The organism is Streptomyces sp. NPDC051576 (genome assembly GCF_040681835.1).
In the GTDB taxonomy this organism is placed as follows: Bacteria; Actinomycetota; Actinomycetes; order Streptomycetales; family Streptomycetaceae; genus Streptomyces.
Genome location: NZ_JBFAZO010000009.1, coordinates 123,813 through 140,432, shown reverse-complemented (window position 1 = coordinate 140,432; position 16,620 = coordinate 123,813). Strand labels below are relative to the sequence as shown.

Annotated in this window: 14 protein-coding genes; 10 read left to right on the top strand and 4 right to left on the bottom strand. The window is 70.3% G+C overall.

What is annotated here, in order from left to right:
• Positions 1–78: 78 nt before the first annotated feature.
• The 3 genes from AB0M63_RS28335 to AB0M63_RS28325 all read left to right on the top strand — a co-directional run bounded on the left by AB0M63_RS28335 (position 79) and on the right by AB0M63_RS28325 (position 2,890).
• Entirely contained in the window at positions 79–699 is a 621-nt protein-coding gene (locus AB0M63_RS28335) for an L-threonylcarbamoyladenylate synthase (RefSeq protein ID WP_355915933.1), read from the top strand.
• Positions 700–799: 100 nt separating this feature from the next.
• A complete protein-coding gene (locus tag AB0M63_RS28330; RefSeq protein ID WP_366021419.1) occupies positions 800–1,555 on the top strand; it encodes a dienelactone hydrolase family protein in 756 nt (251 codons plus the stop codon).
• Between the two features lie 177 nt (positions 1,556–1,732).
• Positions 1,733–2,890 (top strand): glycoside hydrolase family 64 protein, encoded by a 1,158-nt coding sequence (locus AB0M63_RS28325; protein WP_366021418.1) that lies wholly within the window; start codon positions 1,733–1,735, stop codon positions 2,888–2,890.
• Positions 2,891–2,975: 85 nt separating this feature from the next.
• Here the strand turns inward: AB0M63_RS28325 and AB0M63_RS28320 are convergent, their stop codons facing one another.
• The gene (locus AB0M63_RS28320) at positions 2,976–5,348 is read right to left on the bottom strand and encodes a M4 family metallopeptidase (RefSeq protein ID WP_366021585.1); all 2,373 of its coding nucleotides are present in this window, start codon (positions 5,346–5,348) and stop codon (positions 2,976–2,978) included.
• A gap of 289 nt (positions 5,349–5,637) precedes the next feature.
• Between AB0M63_RS28320 and AB0M63_RS28315 the strand changes: the two genes are divergently transcribed.
• From AB0M63_RS28315 to AB0M63_RS28295, 5 genes are all read left to right on the top strand, one after another.
• Positions 5,638–6,888 (top strand): MFS transporter, encoded by a 1,251-nt coding sequence (locus AB0M63_RS28315; RefSeq protein WP_366021417.1) that lies wholly within the window; start codon positions 5,638–5,640, stop codon positions 6,886–6,888.
• Positions 6,889–6,981: 93 nt separating this feature from the next.
• Complete coding sequence (locus AB0M63_RS28310; RefSeq protein WP_355915943.1) at positions 6,982–7,164, top strand: antitoxin; 183 nt, start codon at positions 6,982–6,984, stop codon at positions 7,162–7,164.
• 154 nt (positions 7,165–7,318) lie between these two features.
• On the top strand, positions 7,319–8,332 hold the full coding sequence (locus tag AB0M63_RS28305; RefSeq protein ID WP_355915946.1) for an MHYT domain-containing protein: 1,014 nt from the start codon (positions 7,319–7,321) through the stop codon (positions 8,330–8,332).
• Positions 8,333–8,449: 117 nt separating this feature from the next.
• The gene (locus AB0M63_RS28300) at positions 8,450–9,955 is read left to right on the top strand and encodes a metallophosphoesterase (RefSeq protein ID WP_355915949.1); all 1,506 of its coding nucleotides are present in this window, start codon (positions 8,450–8,452) and stop codon (positions 9,953–9,955) included.
• Positions 9,956–10,022: 67 nt separating this feature from the next.
• Positions 10,023–11,051, top strand: a complete 1,029-nt coding sequence (locus AB0M63_RS28295; protein ID WP_366021416.1) for an LLM class flavin-dependent oxidoreductase — start codon at positions 10,023–10,025, stop codon at positions 11,049–11,051.
• Positions 11,052–11,053: 2 nt separating this feature from the next.
• Here AB0M63_RS28295 and AB0M63_RS28290 read toward each other — a convergent pair whose 3' ends face one another.
• Entirely contained in the window at positions 11,054–12,028 is a 975-nt protein-coding gene (locus tag AB0M63_RS28290) for a TauD/TfdA family dioxygenase (protein WP_366021415.1), read from the bottom strand.
• Between the two features lie 128 nt (positions 12,029–12,156).
• A complete protein-coding gene (locus tag AB0M63_RS28285; protein ID WP_366021414.1) occupies positions 12,157–12,714 on the bottom strand; it encodes a HEAT repeat domain-containing protein in 558 nt (185 codons plus the stop codon).
• A gap of 165 nt (positions 12,715–12,879) precedes the next feature.
• On the opposite strand from AB0M63_RS28285, the gene AB0M63_RS28280 reads away from it, so the two are divergent.
• Both AB0M63_RS28280 and AB0M63_RS28275 read left to right on the top strand, forming a co-directional pair.
• A complete protein-coding gene (locus AB0M63_RS28280; RefSeq protein ID WP_366021413.1) occupies positions 12,880–13,710 on the top strand; it encodes an aldo/keto reductase in 831 nt (276 codons plus the stop codon).
• Positions 13,711–13,804: 94 nt separating this feature from the next.
• The gene (locus AB0M63_RS28275; protein ID WP_355915963.1) at positions 13,805–14,239 is read left to right on the top strand and encodes a cupin domain-containing protein; all 435 of its coding nucleotides are present in this window, start codon (positions 13,805–13,807) and stop codon (positions 14,237–14,239) included.
• A 9-nt stretch (positions 14,240–14,248) separates the two neighbouring features.
• Here AB0M63_RS28275 and AB0M63_RS28270 read toward each other — a convergent pair whose 3' ends face one another.
• Entirely contained in the window at positions 14,249–16,588 is a 2,340-nt protein-coding gene (locus tag AB0M63_RS28270) for a SpoIIE family protein phosphatase (protein WP_366021412.1), read from the bottom strand.
• Positions 16,589–16,620 lie beyond the last annotated feature (32 nt).

Here is a 16,620-nt window from a genome sequence, read left to right as displayed (position 1 = left end):
GCCGGGGTACGCCCGGCGAATCGGGCATCGGACGGTGCCCGCGCGACGACCCGCACGGGCACGGCATAAGCTCGGCGGGTGGCCAAGTACTTCGACGTGCATCCCGACAACCCGCAGCCGCGCACCATCTCCCAGGTCGCGGACAGTGTGCGCTCGGGTGCGCTGATCGCGTACCCGACCGACTCCTGCTACGCGCTGGGCTGCCAGCTCGGCAACCGTGACGGCATGGAGCGGATCCGTACGATCCGGCATCTCAACGACCGGCACCACTTCACGCTGGTGTGCCAGAACTTCGCCCAACTGGGCCAGTTCGTGCACATCGACAACGACGTGTTCCGCGCCATCAAGGCCTCCACGCCCGGCAGTTACACGTTCATCCTCCCGGCGACGAGGGAGGTGCCGCGCCAGTTGCTGAACGCGAAGAAGAAGACCGTGGGCGTCCGCATCCCCGACCATGTCGTCACCCAGGCGCTGCTCGCCGAGCTGGGCGAGCCGCTGCTGTCCAGCACCCTGCTCCTGCCCGACGAGGAGGAGCCGATGACCCAGGGCTGGGAGATCAAGGACCGGCTCGACCACGTGGTGGACGCGGTGGTCGACTCCGGGGACTGCGGCACGGAACCGACCACGGTCATCGACTTCTCCAGCGGCGAGGCCGAGATCGTCCGCAAGGGGGCGGGGGACGTCTCCCGCTTCGAGTGACCCCGGCGAAGGGCCCGCGATCCGGCGTGCCACGATGATCGGACACGCCGCGCCGGACCGGCAGCCGGCCCGGCGCCGATCCGCTGGGAGGCACCCCACCATGACCGCCGTACAGGGCACAGCCGTGGACATCCCCACCGAGGACGGCATCGCCGACGCCTATCTGGTGCGTCCCGGCGATGAGCTCCCCCGTCCGGCCGTGCTGCTCTACCAGGACGGCTTCGGGCTGCGCCCGCACCTGAGGTCGATGGCCGACCGGCTGGCCGGGTCCGGTTACACGGTCCTCGTCCCGAACGTGTTCTACGGGCACGGCCGCGCGCCGGTGGTCGAGCTCCCCGAGTTCATCGATCCCGAGGCGCGTCCGGCGATCTTCCAGCAGCTCGGCCCGCTGATGACGGGGCTGACGCCCGACCTGATCAGGCGGGACGTCGGCGCCTATCTGAACTGGCTGACCGACTCACCGCTGGTCGCCGACGGGCCGGTCGCGGTCACCGGGTACTGCATGGGCGCCCGGCTGGCGCTGTACACCGCCGGCGCCTACCCGGACCGGGTGGCCGCGGTGGCCGGTTTCCACGGCGGGCGGCTGGCCACCGACGAGCCGGACAGCCCGCACCTGGCCGCCGAACACATCACCGCCGAGGTCTACTTCGGCCACGCCGACCAGGACCACTCGCTGCCCGAGGAGCAGATCAAGCGGTTCGAGGACGCGCTCACCGCGGCGGGCGTCCGGCACCGCTGCGAGGTCTACCCGGGCGCGGAGCACGGCTACACGCAGGCCGACACCTCGTCGTACGACGCGGCGGCCGACGAGCGTCACTGGGCCGCACTGCTCGACCTGCTGAAGCGCACCTTCTGATCGAAGACCGCCCCCTCCGATCCAACCCGGGCGCCCACGGCATGAGTTGCCGTGGGCGCCTTTCGTTCCCCGCATTGACATGGACGTGTCTCGGCGCGACTCTGAGAGCGCTCTCAGATAGGTACGGACCAATTCCGTACACCCCCCACACGGAGGTGAGGAGTGCTCATCCGACTCATGCGTCGCATGGGTGCCGCGACCGCGGTGGCCACGATGCTCGCGCTGGCGACACCACTGACGGCGGACGCCGCGGTGCCCGCCACCATCCCGCTGAAGATCACCAACAACTCGGGCCGCGGCGACGCGGTCTACGTCTACGACCTGGGCACCAACCTGGCCACCGGCCAGCAGGGTTGGGCCGACGCCAACGGCACGTTCCACGCCTGGCCGGCCGGAGGCAACCCGCCCACGCCGGCACCGGACGCGTCGATCCCGGGACCGGCCGCCGGGCAGTCCAAGACCATCCGCATCCCCAAGTTCTCGGGCCGTATCTACTTCTCCTACGGCCAGAAGCTCGTCTTCAAGCTGACCACCGGCGGCCTGGTGCAGCCCGCGGTGCAGAACCCGACCGACCCGAACCGCGACATCCTCTTCAACTGGTCCGACTCCGGGCTGTGGATCAACAGCACCCAGGTGGACATGTTCTCGGCGCCCTACGCGGTCGGGGTGCAGCGTGCCGACGGGACCACGGCCTCCACCGGGCACCTCAAGTCGGGCGGGTACACCGGGTTCTTCAACGCCCTGCGCGGACAGCCAGGCGGCTGGGCCAACCTGATCCAGACCCGGTCCGACGGCACGGTCCTGCGAGCGCTCTCACCGGGGTACGGGGTGGAGACCGGCGCCCTGCCGAGCACGGTGATGGACGACTACGTCAACCGCGTCTGGTCGAAGTACTCGACCTCGACGCTGACCGTGACACCGTTCGCCGACCAGCCGAACACGAAGTACTACGGCCGGGTGTCGGGCAACGTCATGAACTTCACCAACAGCGCCGGCGCGGTCGTCACCAGCTTCCAGAAGCCGGACGCGGCCAGCATCTTCGGCTGCTACAAGTACCTCGACGCGCCCAACGACCTGGTGCGCGGGCCCATTTCGCGCACCCTGTGCGCGGGCTTCAACCGCTCCACACTGCTGGTCAACCCCAACCAGCCGGACACCACCACGGCGAACTTCTACCAGGACGTGGTGACCAACCACTACGCCCGCAAGATCCACGCGCAGATGGCCGACGGCAAGGCGTACGCGTTCGCGTTCGACGACGTCGGCGCCCAGGAGTCCCTGGTCAACGACGGCAACCCGCAACAGGCCTACCTGACACTGGACCCGCTGAGCTGAGGGAAACCGGAACCCGAACACCCCGCACGCCTGGGAGCGCGTGCGGGGTGCCGGACTCACGGGTGGATCGGACGCATCGCGCGGATCAACTGGTCGTCAATGCCGTGTCGTCGACGACGAAGCTGGTCTGCAGCGAGGAGTCCTCGACGCCGCTGAACTTCAACGCCACGGTGGTGCCGGCGAAGGAGGACAGGTCGAAGGTCTTCTGCGTGTACCCGGTGGCCTTGTTGAGGTTGGAGTAGGTGGCCAGGGTGGTGGATCCGGCGGTGACCGTCAGCTTGTCGTACGCGGTGCTGGTGGTCGTCTCGGCCGTGTCGATGTGCAGATAGAAGGTGAGCGTCGCCTTGCAGCCGCTCGGTACGGCCACCGACTGGGTCAGCGTGTCGGTGTGGGTCGAGCCGTAGCCGTCCAGCCAGGCGTAGTACGAGCCGGCGTGCGCGGCCTGACCGGTGTCGTTGGTGATGACTCCGCTGGTCGCGGTCCAGGTCGTGTTGCCCGACTCGAAGCCCGCGTTGCCCAGCAACTGCGTCGAGGTGCAGGTGCCTCCCCCGCCGCTGGAACTCACGGTCCAGGTGAAGGACGCGGTGCCACTCGCCCCGGTGCTGTCGGTCACGGTCACCGTGGTGCTGTAGGTGCCCGCCGTCGTCGGAGTACCGGTGATGGCGCCCGTGGAGCTGCTGATCGACAGGCCGGTCGGCAGTCCGGTCGCCGCGTAGGTCAGGGAGCCGCTGTTGGTGCTGCTGGCCGAGACCTGCAGGCTCACCGCGGTGCCGACGGTGGAGGACTGGCTGCCCGGGTTGGTCACCGTGACACCGCTGGTCGGCACGGTGATGTGGCTGCCGACGTTGATGCCCGCGAAGGCGTTGCCGACTCCCGCGTACTGCGCGGAACTCGTGCCGTACAGCGCTGCCGCGGCGTTCAGCGCGGCGGTGCGCGCCGAGGCGTAGTTGGTGCTGGACGTCATGTACGTCGTCAGCGCCTTGTACCAGATCTGCAGAGCGGCGGCCCGGCCGATACCGGCGACGGCCACGCCGTCGGAGGTGGTGCTGGTGTAGGTGGTGCCGTTGATGACCTTGGTGCCGCTGCCCTCGGAGAGCAGGTAGAACATGTGGTTCGCCGGGCCCGAGGAGTAGTGGACGTCGAGGTTGCCGACGCCGGAGTACCAACTGTCCGCGGAGCCGCCGTCCTTGCTCGGCTTGTCCATGTAACGCAGCGGCGTGCCGTCGCCGTTGATGTCGATCTTCTCGCCGATGAGGTAGTCGCCGACGTCACTGCTGTTGTTGGCGTAGAACTCGACACCGGTGCCGAAGATGTCGGAGGTCGCCTCGTTCAACCCGCCCGATTCACCGGTGTAGTTGAGCCCGGCCGTGTTCGAGGTGACGCCGTGGCTCATCTCGTGGCCGGCCACGTCCAGCGAGGTCAGCGCGTGGGTGGAGCCGGAACCGTCGCCGTACGTCATGCAGAAGCAACTGTCGTCCCAGAAGGCGTTGACGTACGCCGTGCTGTAGTGGACGCGCGAGTACGCGGCGACGCCGTCGTTCTTGATGCCGCTGCGGCCGAAGGTGTTCTTGTAGAAGTCCCAGGTCTCCTGGGCGCCGTAGGCGGCGTCGGCGCCGGCGGTCTGGGTGTTGGAGCCGGCACCCGTCCCCCAGACGTCGTCGGCGTCCGTCATCAGCGTGCCGGTGCCGGACGTGGCGTTGTTGAGGCTGTACGTCTTGTGGCCGCCGCGCGTGGTGTCGTAGAGCTGGTACGTCGAACCGGACAGCGTGGTGCTCAGCGAGACCGTGCCGCTGTACTGGGTGTTGCCGGTGCCGGTCTCGATGCCCTGGAAGCGGGAGAGTTCCTTGCCGGTGGTGGCGTCGGTGACGACGTGCAGCTGGCTGGGGGTGCCGTCGTCCTGGAAGCCGCCGATCACCGTTTCCCAGGCGAGCCTCGGGGTGCCGTCGCCGGCCCAGATGACCTTGCGGGCGCTGTCGGTGCTCGGCGCCTTGGCGTCCAGGGTCTTCGCCGTCGTCAGGGCCTTGGTCTCGGCGGCCGACTTGGCGATGGACGCGGTGGTCGAGGGGACCGTGAGGGTGTGCTTGTTGTTGAAGGTGGCGCTCACCGTGCCGGTCGCCCGGCTGGCGGGCGGGGTGTGCACGACGAGATCGCCGCCGAGCACGGGGAGGCCGGCGTAGGTGCGCTCGTAGCGGGTGTGGACGGTGCCGTCGTTGTCCTTGACGACGTCCTTGACGACCAGCTTCTCCTTGGCGCCGAGGCCGAGGGTGCGGGCGGTCGTCGCGCTCTTCGCGGTGGCGCTCTTCACCAGGGCGGTGCGCTGGGCCGGGGTGAGCTTCGCCTCCAGGCTGCCGGTGAGCAGCGGACTCGGGTGGGGGGACGCGGGCTTCGCGGTCGCGGGCACCGACTGGATACCGACGGCCAGGAAGGCGGCGGTGGAGACCAGGGCTCCTACCGCCATCCGCTTACGGGGAATGCGTCTCACTCGTACTCCTCCTGCGACGACCGCGGACGCGGCCGGTGACAGACCGGGCAGCCGGGTCTGCTGTCCGGGCAGAGCTGAGCCGTGCGGGACTGGGAGAACTTTGACCAATCCGTGGAGGATCCGTGGGGGTGGCTGCGTGGAGGATGACAGCGTTGACCCGTCCATGTCACCCTGCTTCCGGGCAGTCGAGGGTTTTCCCTCTGTCGCGGATTCCCGACCGCCAACTCCCGCCGGTCCGGCGGCACTTGGCTGATACGGTCCGATCATGCCGCGCCTGGTGGAGGTTCCTGGGTACGTACGGTTCTGGACCGCCTCGGCGGTCTCGGCGTTCGGTTCGCAGGTATCGGGGCTCGCGCTGCAGATCCTGACCGCCGTCACCCTGGGCGCGTCCGCGACGGACGTGGGGCTGGTCAGCGCGGCCCGTTGGGCTCCCTATCTGCTGTTCGGCCTGGTGGCGGGGGTGCTGGTGGACCGTTGCCGGCGCAAGCCGGTGATGGTGGCGATGGATTTCGGCAGGGCCGCCCTGCTCGGTGCGATCCCGCTGCTGTACGCCCTGGACCGGCTCGGCATCGCCGCACTGTGCGCGTGTGTCTTCGCTTTCGGGACACTGTGTCTGTTCTTCGACGCCGCCAACCACTCCTACGTGCCGCGGCTCGTCCCCAAGGAGCTTCTCAACGCGGGTTATGCCCGGGTGGGGCAGGCCGACGCGGCGGCCGGGTCGACCGGACCGCTGATCGCCGGCGTGCTGATCAGGCTCGTCGGCGCGCCGCTCGCCGTGCTCGTGGACGCCGTCAGCTATCTGGTGTCCGGCCTGCTGCTCGGTTCGGTGCGGGCCGACGATCCCGTGCCCGATCGAGACGCGCGGCTCGGTGTGGTCCGCGAACTGCGTGAGGGGGTGGCCTGGGTCTACCGCCATCGCACCCTGGCGTCCATCGCGCTGACCTCGCATCTGATGCTTCTCTTCAATACCGTCGTGAGTACCGTCTTCGTGGTCTTCGCGCTGCGTGAGCTGAGGGTCGGGGACTTCGGTCTGGGCGTGGCGTATGCCTGCGCGGGCCTCGGTGGAGTGCTGGGCGGCGCGTTGTCCGCACGGGTGGCGCGGAGGTTCGATGTCGCCGTCACCTTGATCGCCGGCCGTCTCCTCGCCGCCGTCGGCTGGCTGCCGCTGGTCCTCGCCCAGCGCGGGCCGTGGGCCCTGGCCTCGGTGTCGTCGGCCTTCTTCGTCGTCTCCTTCGCGATCGCGGTCGAGAGTCCCGTGGAGATGGGTTACCGCCAGGCGGTCACTCCCGACCGGCTGCGCGGGCGGATGAACGCCACGATCCGCTCGTTCAACTGGGGGATGGTCGCGGTCGGGGCACCGCTGGGCGGCCTGCTCGCCGACCGGGTCGGCTACCGGTTCGCCCTGTGGGTGGGCCTGTCCGGAGCGGTCCTCCAGGCCCTCCTGCTCGCCGTGTCCCGCACCCGCGAGGCCCGCGACACGGATGCGGCAGAACCTGCCCCGACCTGCGCGGTATGACGCCGGTCCCGGCCGCCGGTACGCACCGAAATGCGGCTCGCGGGAAGGCGGGGGATGCTGGGAGGGCCAACGCACGTCCGAAGGAGGACACCCATGTCGTTCATGGACAAGGTCAAGGGAATGCTGGGTCAGCACCCCGACAAGGCCAAGCAAGGCGTGGACCGGGCGGGAGACATGATCGACGACCGCACGGGCGGCAAGCACGCCAAGCAGGTCGACATGGCGCAGGACAAGGCCAACGACTACATCGACCGCGACAAGCCGCAACAGCCCTGACCGCTTCTGTCCCCGTATCGACCCCGTTGCGACCGAAGTAGCCTCCCGAAAGCTGAGAGTTGGTCGACTTCCGGTGTGAAAAGGTTGCGCGGCTGGGCCTCGATCCATACATACTCCCTCCACAAGAAGCCAGAACTCTGGGGGGAGTTGGCTCATGCAAGGCACGATCGACGGGTTCCGTTATGGTGCGGTGACCCCGGTGGCGGCCTATCTGATGGCCTGTCTCGGAGGGGCTCTGGGACTGCGCTGCGTGGTGCGGTCCCTGCACAACCAGCAGTCGTGGAAGGCCGGTTGGCTCGCGCTCGGCGCGACATCGATCGGCAGCGGCATCTGGACGATGCACTTCATCGCGATGATCGGTTTCCAGGTCGAGGAGACCCGGATCGGCTACGACGTCGGCCTCACGGTGCTGAGTCTGGCGGTGTCGATCATCGTGGTCGGCATCGGTGTGTTCGCCGTGGGCTACCGCGGCGCCACCACCGGCACACTGTCCGCGGCCGGCGTCATCACCGGTCTCGGAGTCGCCGCCATGCACTATCTGGGCATGGCGGCCCTGCAGTTGAACGGCACGATCGAGTACCGCACCACCACGGTCGCGCTCTCGGTGGTGATCGCCATCGTCGCCGCGACGGCGGCCCTGTGGGCGGCTGTCTCCATCCGGGGTTTCCTGACGAGTCTGGGCGCCAGCCTGGTGATGGGCGTGGCCGTGACCGGGATGCACTACACGGGCATGGCCGCCATGAGCGTCCATCTGCACGGCACCGGCGGGGCATGGTCGGGCGACTCGCCCAACTCCTTATTGCTTCCCATGCTGTTGGGGCCGATCGTCTTCCTGGTGCTGGCCGGGGTCGTCGTGATGTTCGACCCGCTGCTGGTGATGGGCGAGGGCAACTGGGACCGCTCCTTCGCCCACCACCCCGTCGCGGGTTCGGACACCGCCCGCAAGCAGCCCGACGCGTTCGTCGACACAGCGGGCCGACCGACCGCCGGTGCTCCGGGCCGGTACGAGAGCCCGCCCGCCCCGCCGGGCAGTCGCCGCGGCCGGGCCACCTACCGGGGCCCCGCCGCCCCACCGGCGAGTCCCCGAAGCGCCTACAGCGCCCCGCCCAACCCCTCACCCGGCCGCCAGGACCCGTACGGGACGCAGCGCCGGCGCCGGGAGTGGTGACCAACCGCGGGCGCCACGACCGGAGTTCGGTCGCCCGTACACCTCGATGAGGATGCGGGGTGATGCTGCCAAGGCCCTGCCGATCTCCCCGCCAGGTCTCGTTGTTACGGTGCACCGGTGTCTGAATCCTCACGTGATACTCCCGAGGGCGCCGGTTGGGGATCGGCGGAGCGCGGGGCGTACCAGCAGCTCATGCCGTCCCATGTCGACAAGGTCTCGTGGCTCGACCCCAAGACCCTGTGGGCCGCGCGCAACGGGGTGCTGGCGTCCTGGTTCGGGGACCCCACGGGCAGCACCCGAAGCCGTTGGGTGGCGCAGCGCACGGCCGCCGGCGCACCTGCCGACAAGGTGATCCGGCGCGATGACGCGGACACCTTCTCCTTCATGGTCATCGGCGACACGGGCGAGGGCGACGATCCTCAATACGCGGTCGTACCGGGCTTTCTGAAGGTGAGTCAGGGGACGGACTTCGCCGTCATCGCGAGCGATGTCATCTATCCCGTCGGCACGGCCGACGACTACGAGACCAAGTTCTTCCGGCCGTACCAGCACTATCCGGCGCCCATCTACGCGATACCCGGCAACCACGACTGGTACGAGGGCCTCGGCGGCTTCATGCGGGTCTTCTGCGACGACGCGCCCCCGCTGCCCGCACCGCGGTCGCCGCGCCCGCTGACGCGTGCCTGGTGGCGTGCACTGCTGTGGCACCGCCCCCGACCGTCCGATGGCCAACACCTGGACAAGGCTCGGGAGTTGCGGTCCTCTCCGCTGCAACAGGCCGTCCAGCCGGGCCCCTACTGGGCGATCGACGCGGGACCGGTGCGGATCATAGGCATCGACACCGGCCTGCTGGGCACGATCGACGCCGAACAGGGCGCCTGGCTACGGGAAGTGGCGAAGGGACCGACGCCGAAGATCCTGATCACCGGCTCGCCGCTGTACGTGGACGGCGAGCACCACCCCTGCGCCATCGAGGGCGGCGGTACGGTCGACGACATCGTGAGCGACCCGGCCCATCACTTCGTGGCCGCGATAGGCGGCGACATCCACAACTACCAGCGGTATCCGGTGCGGTTGGCGGACGGCCGTACGCTCCAGTACGTGGTCGCGGGCGGTGGCGGCGCGTTCATGCACGCGACCCACACCGTCCCGCGCGTGAACATCGCGAACGTCACCGAGCAGGACTTCCGCTGCTATCCGCTGCGCGGCGACTCCCTAGCCTTCTACAGCGGGCTGTACGGACGCCGGCTGCGGCTGCGCCGCTTCTTCACCCTCACCGAGGCCGAGGCGTCGGCCGTGATCTGCGAGCGCCTCGGCATCCCACCGACCCGTACCCCCGGCCCGCCGGTCCGCGTCACCCGGCGGATCCGGCTGGTCGCGAGTCTGCTGGGCGCGGGCGGGCGGCCCGAGCGCACCTCCCGTTTCCGCCTTCCGGTGCGCAAGATCTACACCCAGCTCTTCTCGCCGAGCTCGGTGACCTACAGCCCGCCGTTCTTCAAGTGCTTCCTGCGGCTGGACGTCACCCCGGAGGCGGTCCGCCTGCGCTGTTTCGCGGCCACCGGCAACCGCGCGCAGGAGATCGATCCGCCGGTCGAGGACGAGGTCGTCATCCCGCTGAACTGATCACACTCCCGCAATGTCCGGGTGCGACAATCAGGGCAGAATTGACGCACGACCGCTGGAGGAGCCCGTGCCGCCCACCTCACGCCCGTTGCGGAAGCTGGGATTCCTGACGATCGGCCTGTTCGACGAGGCAGATCCGCGCCGGGGCCACGAGTCGACGCTGGAGATCATCGAACTGGGCGAGCGGCTCGGCTTCGACAGCGCTTGGCTGCGCCACCGTCACCTCCAGTACGGCATCTCCTCCCCCGTCGCGATCATGGCGGCGGCCTCGCAGCGCACCAGCCGCATCGAACTCGGCACCGCGGTGATCCCGCTCGGCTGGGAGAACCCGCTGCGGCTGGCGGAGGACCTGGCGACCGTCGACATCCTGTCCGGGGGCCGCATCAACCCGGGTGTCAGCGTCGGCCCGCCGATGCACTACGACCAGGTCAAGGAGGCGCTGTACCCCGACACGGGCGACGCCGAGGACTTCGGCTACGAGCGGGTGCGGCGGCTCCTGGACTTCGTGCGGGGCAAGCCGGCCACCGACTTCAGCGGGGTCGAGGGCTTCGAGGTGTTCTCCGACCGGGTGCAGCCGCACTCCCCCGGCCTGGGCCGTCGTCTCTGGTACGGCGGGGCCAGCACGAGTTCGGCGAAGTGGGCCGGTGAGCACGGCATGAACTTCCTGACGAGCAGTGTCGTCAAGGCCGAAGGGCCGGACGAGTCAAGGGACTTCGCGGAGATCCAGCTCTCCCACATCCGCACGTTCCGCGCCCATCACCCCGACGGCGACGCGGCCCGTGTCTCGCAGGGGCTGGTGGTCATCCCCACCGACTCCGCGTCGCCCGAACAGCGGGCGAAGTACGAGGAGTTCGCCCGCAAGCGCACCCCTCGCACCGCGTCACCGCAGGGTCCGGCCCGGCTGATGTTCGCGCCGGACCTGGTCGGCACCTCGGAGGAGATCGCCGAACTCCTGCACGCGCACGCCGCGTTCAGGGAGGTCGACGAGGTGGCGTTCGCGCTGCCGTTCACCTTCGAGCACGAGGACTATGTGCAGATCCTCACCGACATGGCGACGAGGCTGGGTCCGGCCCTCGGGTGGCAGGACGCCGTCTGACCTCACCAACGGCCGGGCTCGGTACCGACGATGGGCTCCGACGGCTTGCCGTCCACCCCGACCGGTATGTCGCCGGTGAGCATCACGCGGTGCATGGTCCGGGGAAAGCCGAGGTGGGCGTTGTCGCTCGGGGCGAGATGGATGGTGGCCCGGTTGTCCCAGAAGGCCACGCTGCCCGGCTCCCAGCGGAACCGGACCGTGTACTCGGGCCGGGTCGCCTGCGCGAGCAGCAGCTCCAGGATCGCGGCGCTCTCCGCGCGGGAGAGGTCGGTGATCTGCTCCAGGTAGTAGCCGTTGACGAACAGCACCCGCTCCCCCGTCTCCGGATGCACCCGTACCAGCGGATGCACCGAGGCGACCTGGTGGTCCAGCAGATGGCGGACGTACGCGTCGTCGCCGGGCCGGGGCTGGTAGCCGACGCCGAGCCGGTGCTCGGCCCGCAGTCCGTCCACGAACTCCCGTACCGGCTGCGACAGTCCGGCGTAGGCGGCGGCCAGGTTCGACCAGGTGGTGTCGCCGCCGTACGGCGGGACGGTCTCGGCGCGCAGGATCGTCGCGGCCGGCGGGTCGACGCGGGCGCCGTGGTCGCAGTGCCAGCCGCGCAGCAGGGTGTGCCGGCGCCGCTCCAGCCACTCCTCGTGCTCCATGCCGAACCGGCCGCCCAACTCCAGCCGGTCGGCGGTCGTTTCGACCTCGGGGAAGCCGGTGGGTGAGGCGCTGCCGCGCCGCCCGAGCACGACCGGCTGCCCGAACCGCCGCGCGAACGCCACGTGTCCGGCGTGATCGAGCCGTTGGTCCCGGAAGAACACGACCTTCCAGCGCAGCACCGCCGCGCGGATCGCGGCGACCACGGCGTCGTCGAGGTCGCCGGCCAGGTCGACACCGGTGATCTCGGCGCCGATGTGCCCGGCGGCCGGCCGCACCTCCATGCCGTCCACCCGTGTCGGCTCGTCCGTCGTACCGCTGTCCGTCGTCATGCGTGCTCCGTCGTCGTACGTGCCCGGTCGGTCGTCCCTTCCGGGTCGTACCCAGGTCGTACCGGTTCCAAGGAAGATCGTGACAGCGATCACCGTGGGCGGCGACCGGGCTGCCGGCCGGGCCTGGTTCAGCGGCTCGTGGCGCGCGCGGGCCCGGGGGCGGTCCGGCGGTGGATCGGTCCGCCTGGCGTGAACCACCCGGCCTTCTTGCGGACGGGCGGGGACGGGTCGGCGTCGCGGGCGCGGGTCAGGGCCGCGAGGGCGTCCGGGCGGCTGTGCACCCACAGGCCTACGAGTTCGACGGCCCTGGCCCGCACCTGGGGGTCCGGGTCCCGCTCCAGGAGCCGGATCGCGCGGGGCAGCAGCGCGACGCGGTCCGGGAAGCAGGCCTGCGCGTCCGGCTTGCACCGGTCGCAGGACAGGGCGTGCACGGCCGCGATCCGCACGCGTGCGTCGGGGTCGTCGAGCCGGGCGGTCAGGTCGTCCACGGCGTCCGGGACGAGCAGCTCGTCCAGCAGCTTGCAGCACTGCTCGCGCACCCGCGGGTGCGCGTGGCGCAGCCCCTGGCGGACGGCGGGTACGGCATCGGGTCCGCGCCGGAGCAGCTCGCGGAAGGCGCCGGGGCGGCGCGGCTCACTGCCCAGCGCGTCGACGAGTGCGGTTTCGGGGATGGCGGTCGGTGACATCGGGGTTCCTTCCTTCCGCCTTTCCGCCTTTCTGCCACGACGAGTCTGCGCCCCTGAACTCGGCCCTCACAAAGCCTTTTCCATCAGGCCGGACGGCCCTGCCTCGCGGGCCGTGGCGTCGGCTGCCCATACTTGGTGTACCGCACAGTCAAGGGAAGGTCGACCGTGATCAGCATCCCGACGCACACCCTCAACGACGGAACGAAGATCCCCGCCATCGGCCTGGGAACCTGGCCGATGGACGACGCGACGGCCGAGGAGGCCGTCGACGGCGCGTTGCGCATGGGCTATCGCCTGGTGGACACGGCCACGAACTACCGCAACGAGACCGGCGTCGGCCGTGGCATCGCCCGCAGCGAGGTGCCGCGCGAGGAGATCCTCGTGACGACGAAGCTGCCGGGACGCCACCACGGCTACGAGGAGACCCTCGCGTCCTTCGAGGAGTCCCGGGCGCGGCTCGGCGTGGAGTACGTGGATCTGTACCTGATCCACTGGCCGCTGCCCCGCGTCGGCAAGTACGTCGAGTCATGGAAGGCGATGATCAAGCTCCGCGAGGAGGGTCTCGTCCGGTCGATCGGCGTCTCCAACTTCACGCCCGAGCACATCGAGCGGTTGGAGAAGGAGACCGGTGTGCTGCCCTCCGTCAACCAGATCGAGCTGCATCCGCTGTTCCCGCAGGACGAACTGCGCGCCTTCGACGCCGAGAAGGGCGTTCTCACCGAGAGCTGGAGCCCTCTCGGTCGCGGTTCCGAGCTGCTCGGCGACCCCACGGTGCTGACGGTCGCGGAGGCCTTCGGTGTGACGCCCGCGCAGGTGGTGCTGCGCTGGCACACCCAACTGGGGGCGCTTCCGATCCCCAAGTCGGCGGACCCGGACCGGCAGCGCGCGAACCTCGACATCTTCGGCTTCGAGCTCGGCCCGGCCCAACTGGCCGCTCTCTCCGAGCACGCTCCGCAGCGCCTGGGCGGGGATCCGGAGACGCACGAGGAGTTCTGAGGATTCCGGGGAAGTTCGTGTTGTGGCTGCCAACTGCCCTTCCCTGCCTCTATGTTCACGGCGGATGCTCAGGATCTAGCCGAGAGGCCCTCGTATGCGCAACGCGTTCCGTACCGCCGTGACCGGGTCGGTGGCCGCCGCGGCCCTGCTGGTCGGCACCGCCGCCCAGGCGACTCCTGCGGGCCCCGGTGTCACCGCCCGGCTGATCAGCCAGACCACGGTCGGCGACACCGACTACACCCTGCGCGAGATCACCATTCCGCCCGGCCAGGCCACCGGCTGGCACTACCACGACGGCCCCCTGTACGGCTTCGTCAAGCAGGGCACGCTCAGCCACTTCGACGCGAGCTGCGCCTCCGACGGCGTGTACCGGGCGGGGAGTCCCATCCAGGAGCCGGCCGGTTCGGGCAATGTGCACATCGGCCGCAACCTGGGGAGCACGCCTCTCGTCCTCGACGTGCTGTACGTCCTGCCGCACGGAGCCCCGTTCTCGGAGGACGCGCCGAACCCCGGCTGTCCCTTCGAGTGAGCGGTCCGGTCAGCGCGGCGGCAGCGGCTGTTCTGCCCAGATCGTCTTGCCGCCGCCGGTCTGCCGGCTGCCCCAGCGCTGGGTGAGCTGGGCGACGAGCAGGAGTCCGCGTCCGCCCTCGTCGTAGACGTGGGCGCGGCGCAGATGCGGTGAGGTGGAACTGCCGTCGGAGACCTCGCAGATGAGGGCACGGTCGCGGATCAGGCGGAGCTGGATGGGCGGTACGCCGTAGCGGATGGCGTTGGTGACCAGTTCGCTGACGACGAGTTCGGTCACGAAGGCCTCCTCGTCCAGTCCCCAGGCGGTGAGTTGCTCGGTGGCGGCCTGCCGGGCGCCGGCCACGTGCGAAGGGTCCGGTTCGATGTCCCAGGTGGCGACGCGGTCGGCGCCCAGCGCGCGGGTGCGGGCCAGCAGCAGGGCCACGTCGTCGCTGGGTTCCTCCGGCATCACGGCCTTCAGCACCGAGTCGCACAGCGCGTCGAGCGACTCGGCGGACGCGGTGAGCGCACGGCACAGTTCGACGCCGGCGTGGTCGACGTCGCGGTCGCGGTCCTCGATCAGGCCGTCCGTGTACAGGGCCACGGTGGACCCCTCGGGCAGCTCCAACTCGACCGCCTCGAAAGGGAGTCCGCCGACGCCGAGCGGTGGTCCCGCCGTCATGGCGACGAGGCTCGCGGTGCCGTCGGGGAGCACGAGCGCCGGCGGCGGATGTCCGGCGGCGGCCATGGTGAGGCGGCGGGAGACGGGGTCGTAGACGGCGTAGAGGCAGGTGGCGCCGAGCTCCGCGACCTCGTCGCCGGTGTCGTCCGTCGCGAGGTGGGTGACCAGGTCGTCGAGGTGGGTGAGGAGTTCGTCGGGCGGCAGGTCGACGTCCGCGAGCGTACGCACGGCCGTGCACAGACGGCCCATGGTCGCCGAGGACGGGATGCCGTGTCCGACGACGTCGCCGACGACCAGGGCGACCCGGCTGCCGGACAGCGGGATCACGTCGAACCAGTCGCCGCCGATGCCCGCGAGCGACCCGGAGGGCAGATAGCGGTGGGCCACCTCGACCGCCGCCTGTCCGGGCAGGCCCCGGGGCAGCAGGCTGTGCTGGAGGGCGAGCGCGGTGGAGCGTTCGCGGGCGAAGCGGCGCGCGTTGTCGATACAGACGGCGGCGCGGCTGGCCAACTCCTCGGCGAGTACGGCGTCGTCGGCCGCGTAGTCGTCCGGGTGGGCCATGCGGACCGCCACCGCCACGCCGAGCGTGGTGCCGCGCGCCCGCAAGGGCACCGCGATCATCGAGTGGACGCCCTCACGGTGTGAACGGCCTTCCGGGGAGCGCGCGTTGCGGTCCTCGACCCAGCGGACGAAGTCGGGTTCGCCGGCTTGGCTGCGCACCGCCCGCCCCTCGCGCAGGGCCTGCACGGGTGGCGAGGAGGGTGGGTGGCTGTCCATCTGCCCGAGGTGGACGGCGGCACCCGGTGTGCCCTCCTCGAGGGAGCCGTGGGCGACCCGGCGCAGCACGATCTCGCCGTCCAGGGCGGCTGGTGGTTCGTCCGCGCCGAGCACCCACGGCAGCAGGTCCACGCTGGCGAAGTCGGCGTAGCGCGGAACCAGCAGCTCCACCAGTTCCTCGGCGGTGCGCACCACGTCGAGGGTGGTGCCGATGCCGGCCGCCGCCTCGTTCAGCAGGGCCAGCCGCTGCCGGGCGAGATACTGCTCGGTGCTGTCGAACGCCGCGAGGGCGACCGCGGTCGGCTCTCCGGAGGCGTCCTTGAGGGGCCACATCTCGATGCTCCAGGCGTGCTCCCGGTTCAGCGCGGGGGCGCCCGCCCAACTGTCGTAGCGGACCGGCCGGCCCGTCTCGGCGACCAGGCGCAGATTGCGCAGGAAGCCCCGGCTGTGTTCGGCGTCCTCCACGCTCTCCGGGAAGAAGCGGCCGATCAGGACGTCCTCGGGTACGCCCATCACGCGGCAGGCGACGTCGTTGAGGCGGAGATAGCGCTGCTGGGTGTCGAAGACGGACAGGGACATCGACGCCTGCTCGAAGGCCTGCTCGGCCAGAGTGGGCGCGGGTGGAGCGGGCGGTTCGACGGTGAGGACGTATCCCTGCGGCGTACCGTCCGCGCCGAGCATCGCCGACGCCCGCACGTCGATCCCGAGCGGGGAACCGTCCCGGTGCCGCAGCACCACCGGGCCGGCGAGCGCGGCCACGGACGCGGCGGACGGGGGTTGGGCGAGGAGTGCCCCCACCGACCGTCCCACGGCCTCCTCGGCCGGGTATCCCGTCAGTGTCCGGGCACCCTCGCTCCACCCCGTCACGATGCCCCGGGCATCGATGACCGCCGCGGCGGAGGCCTGCTCCATATCGTCCAGGATGGTCCCTTTACCGCGCGGCA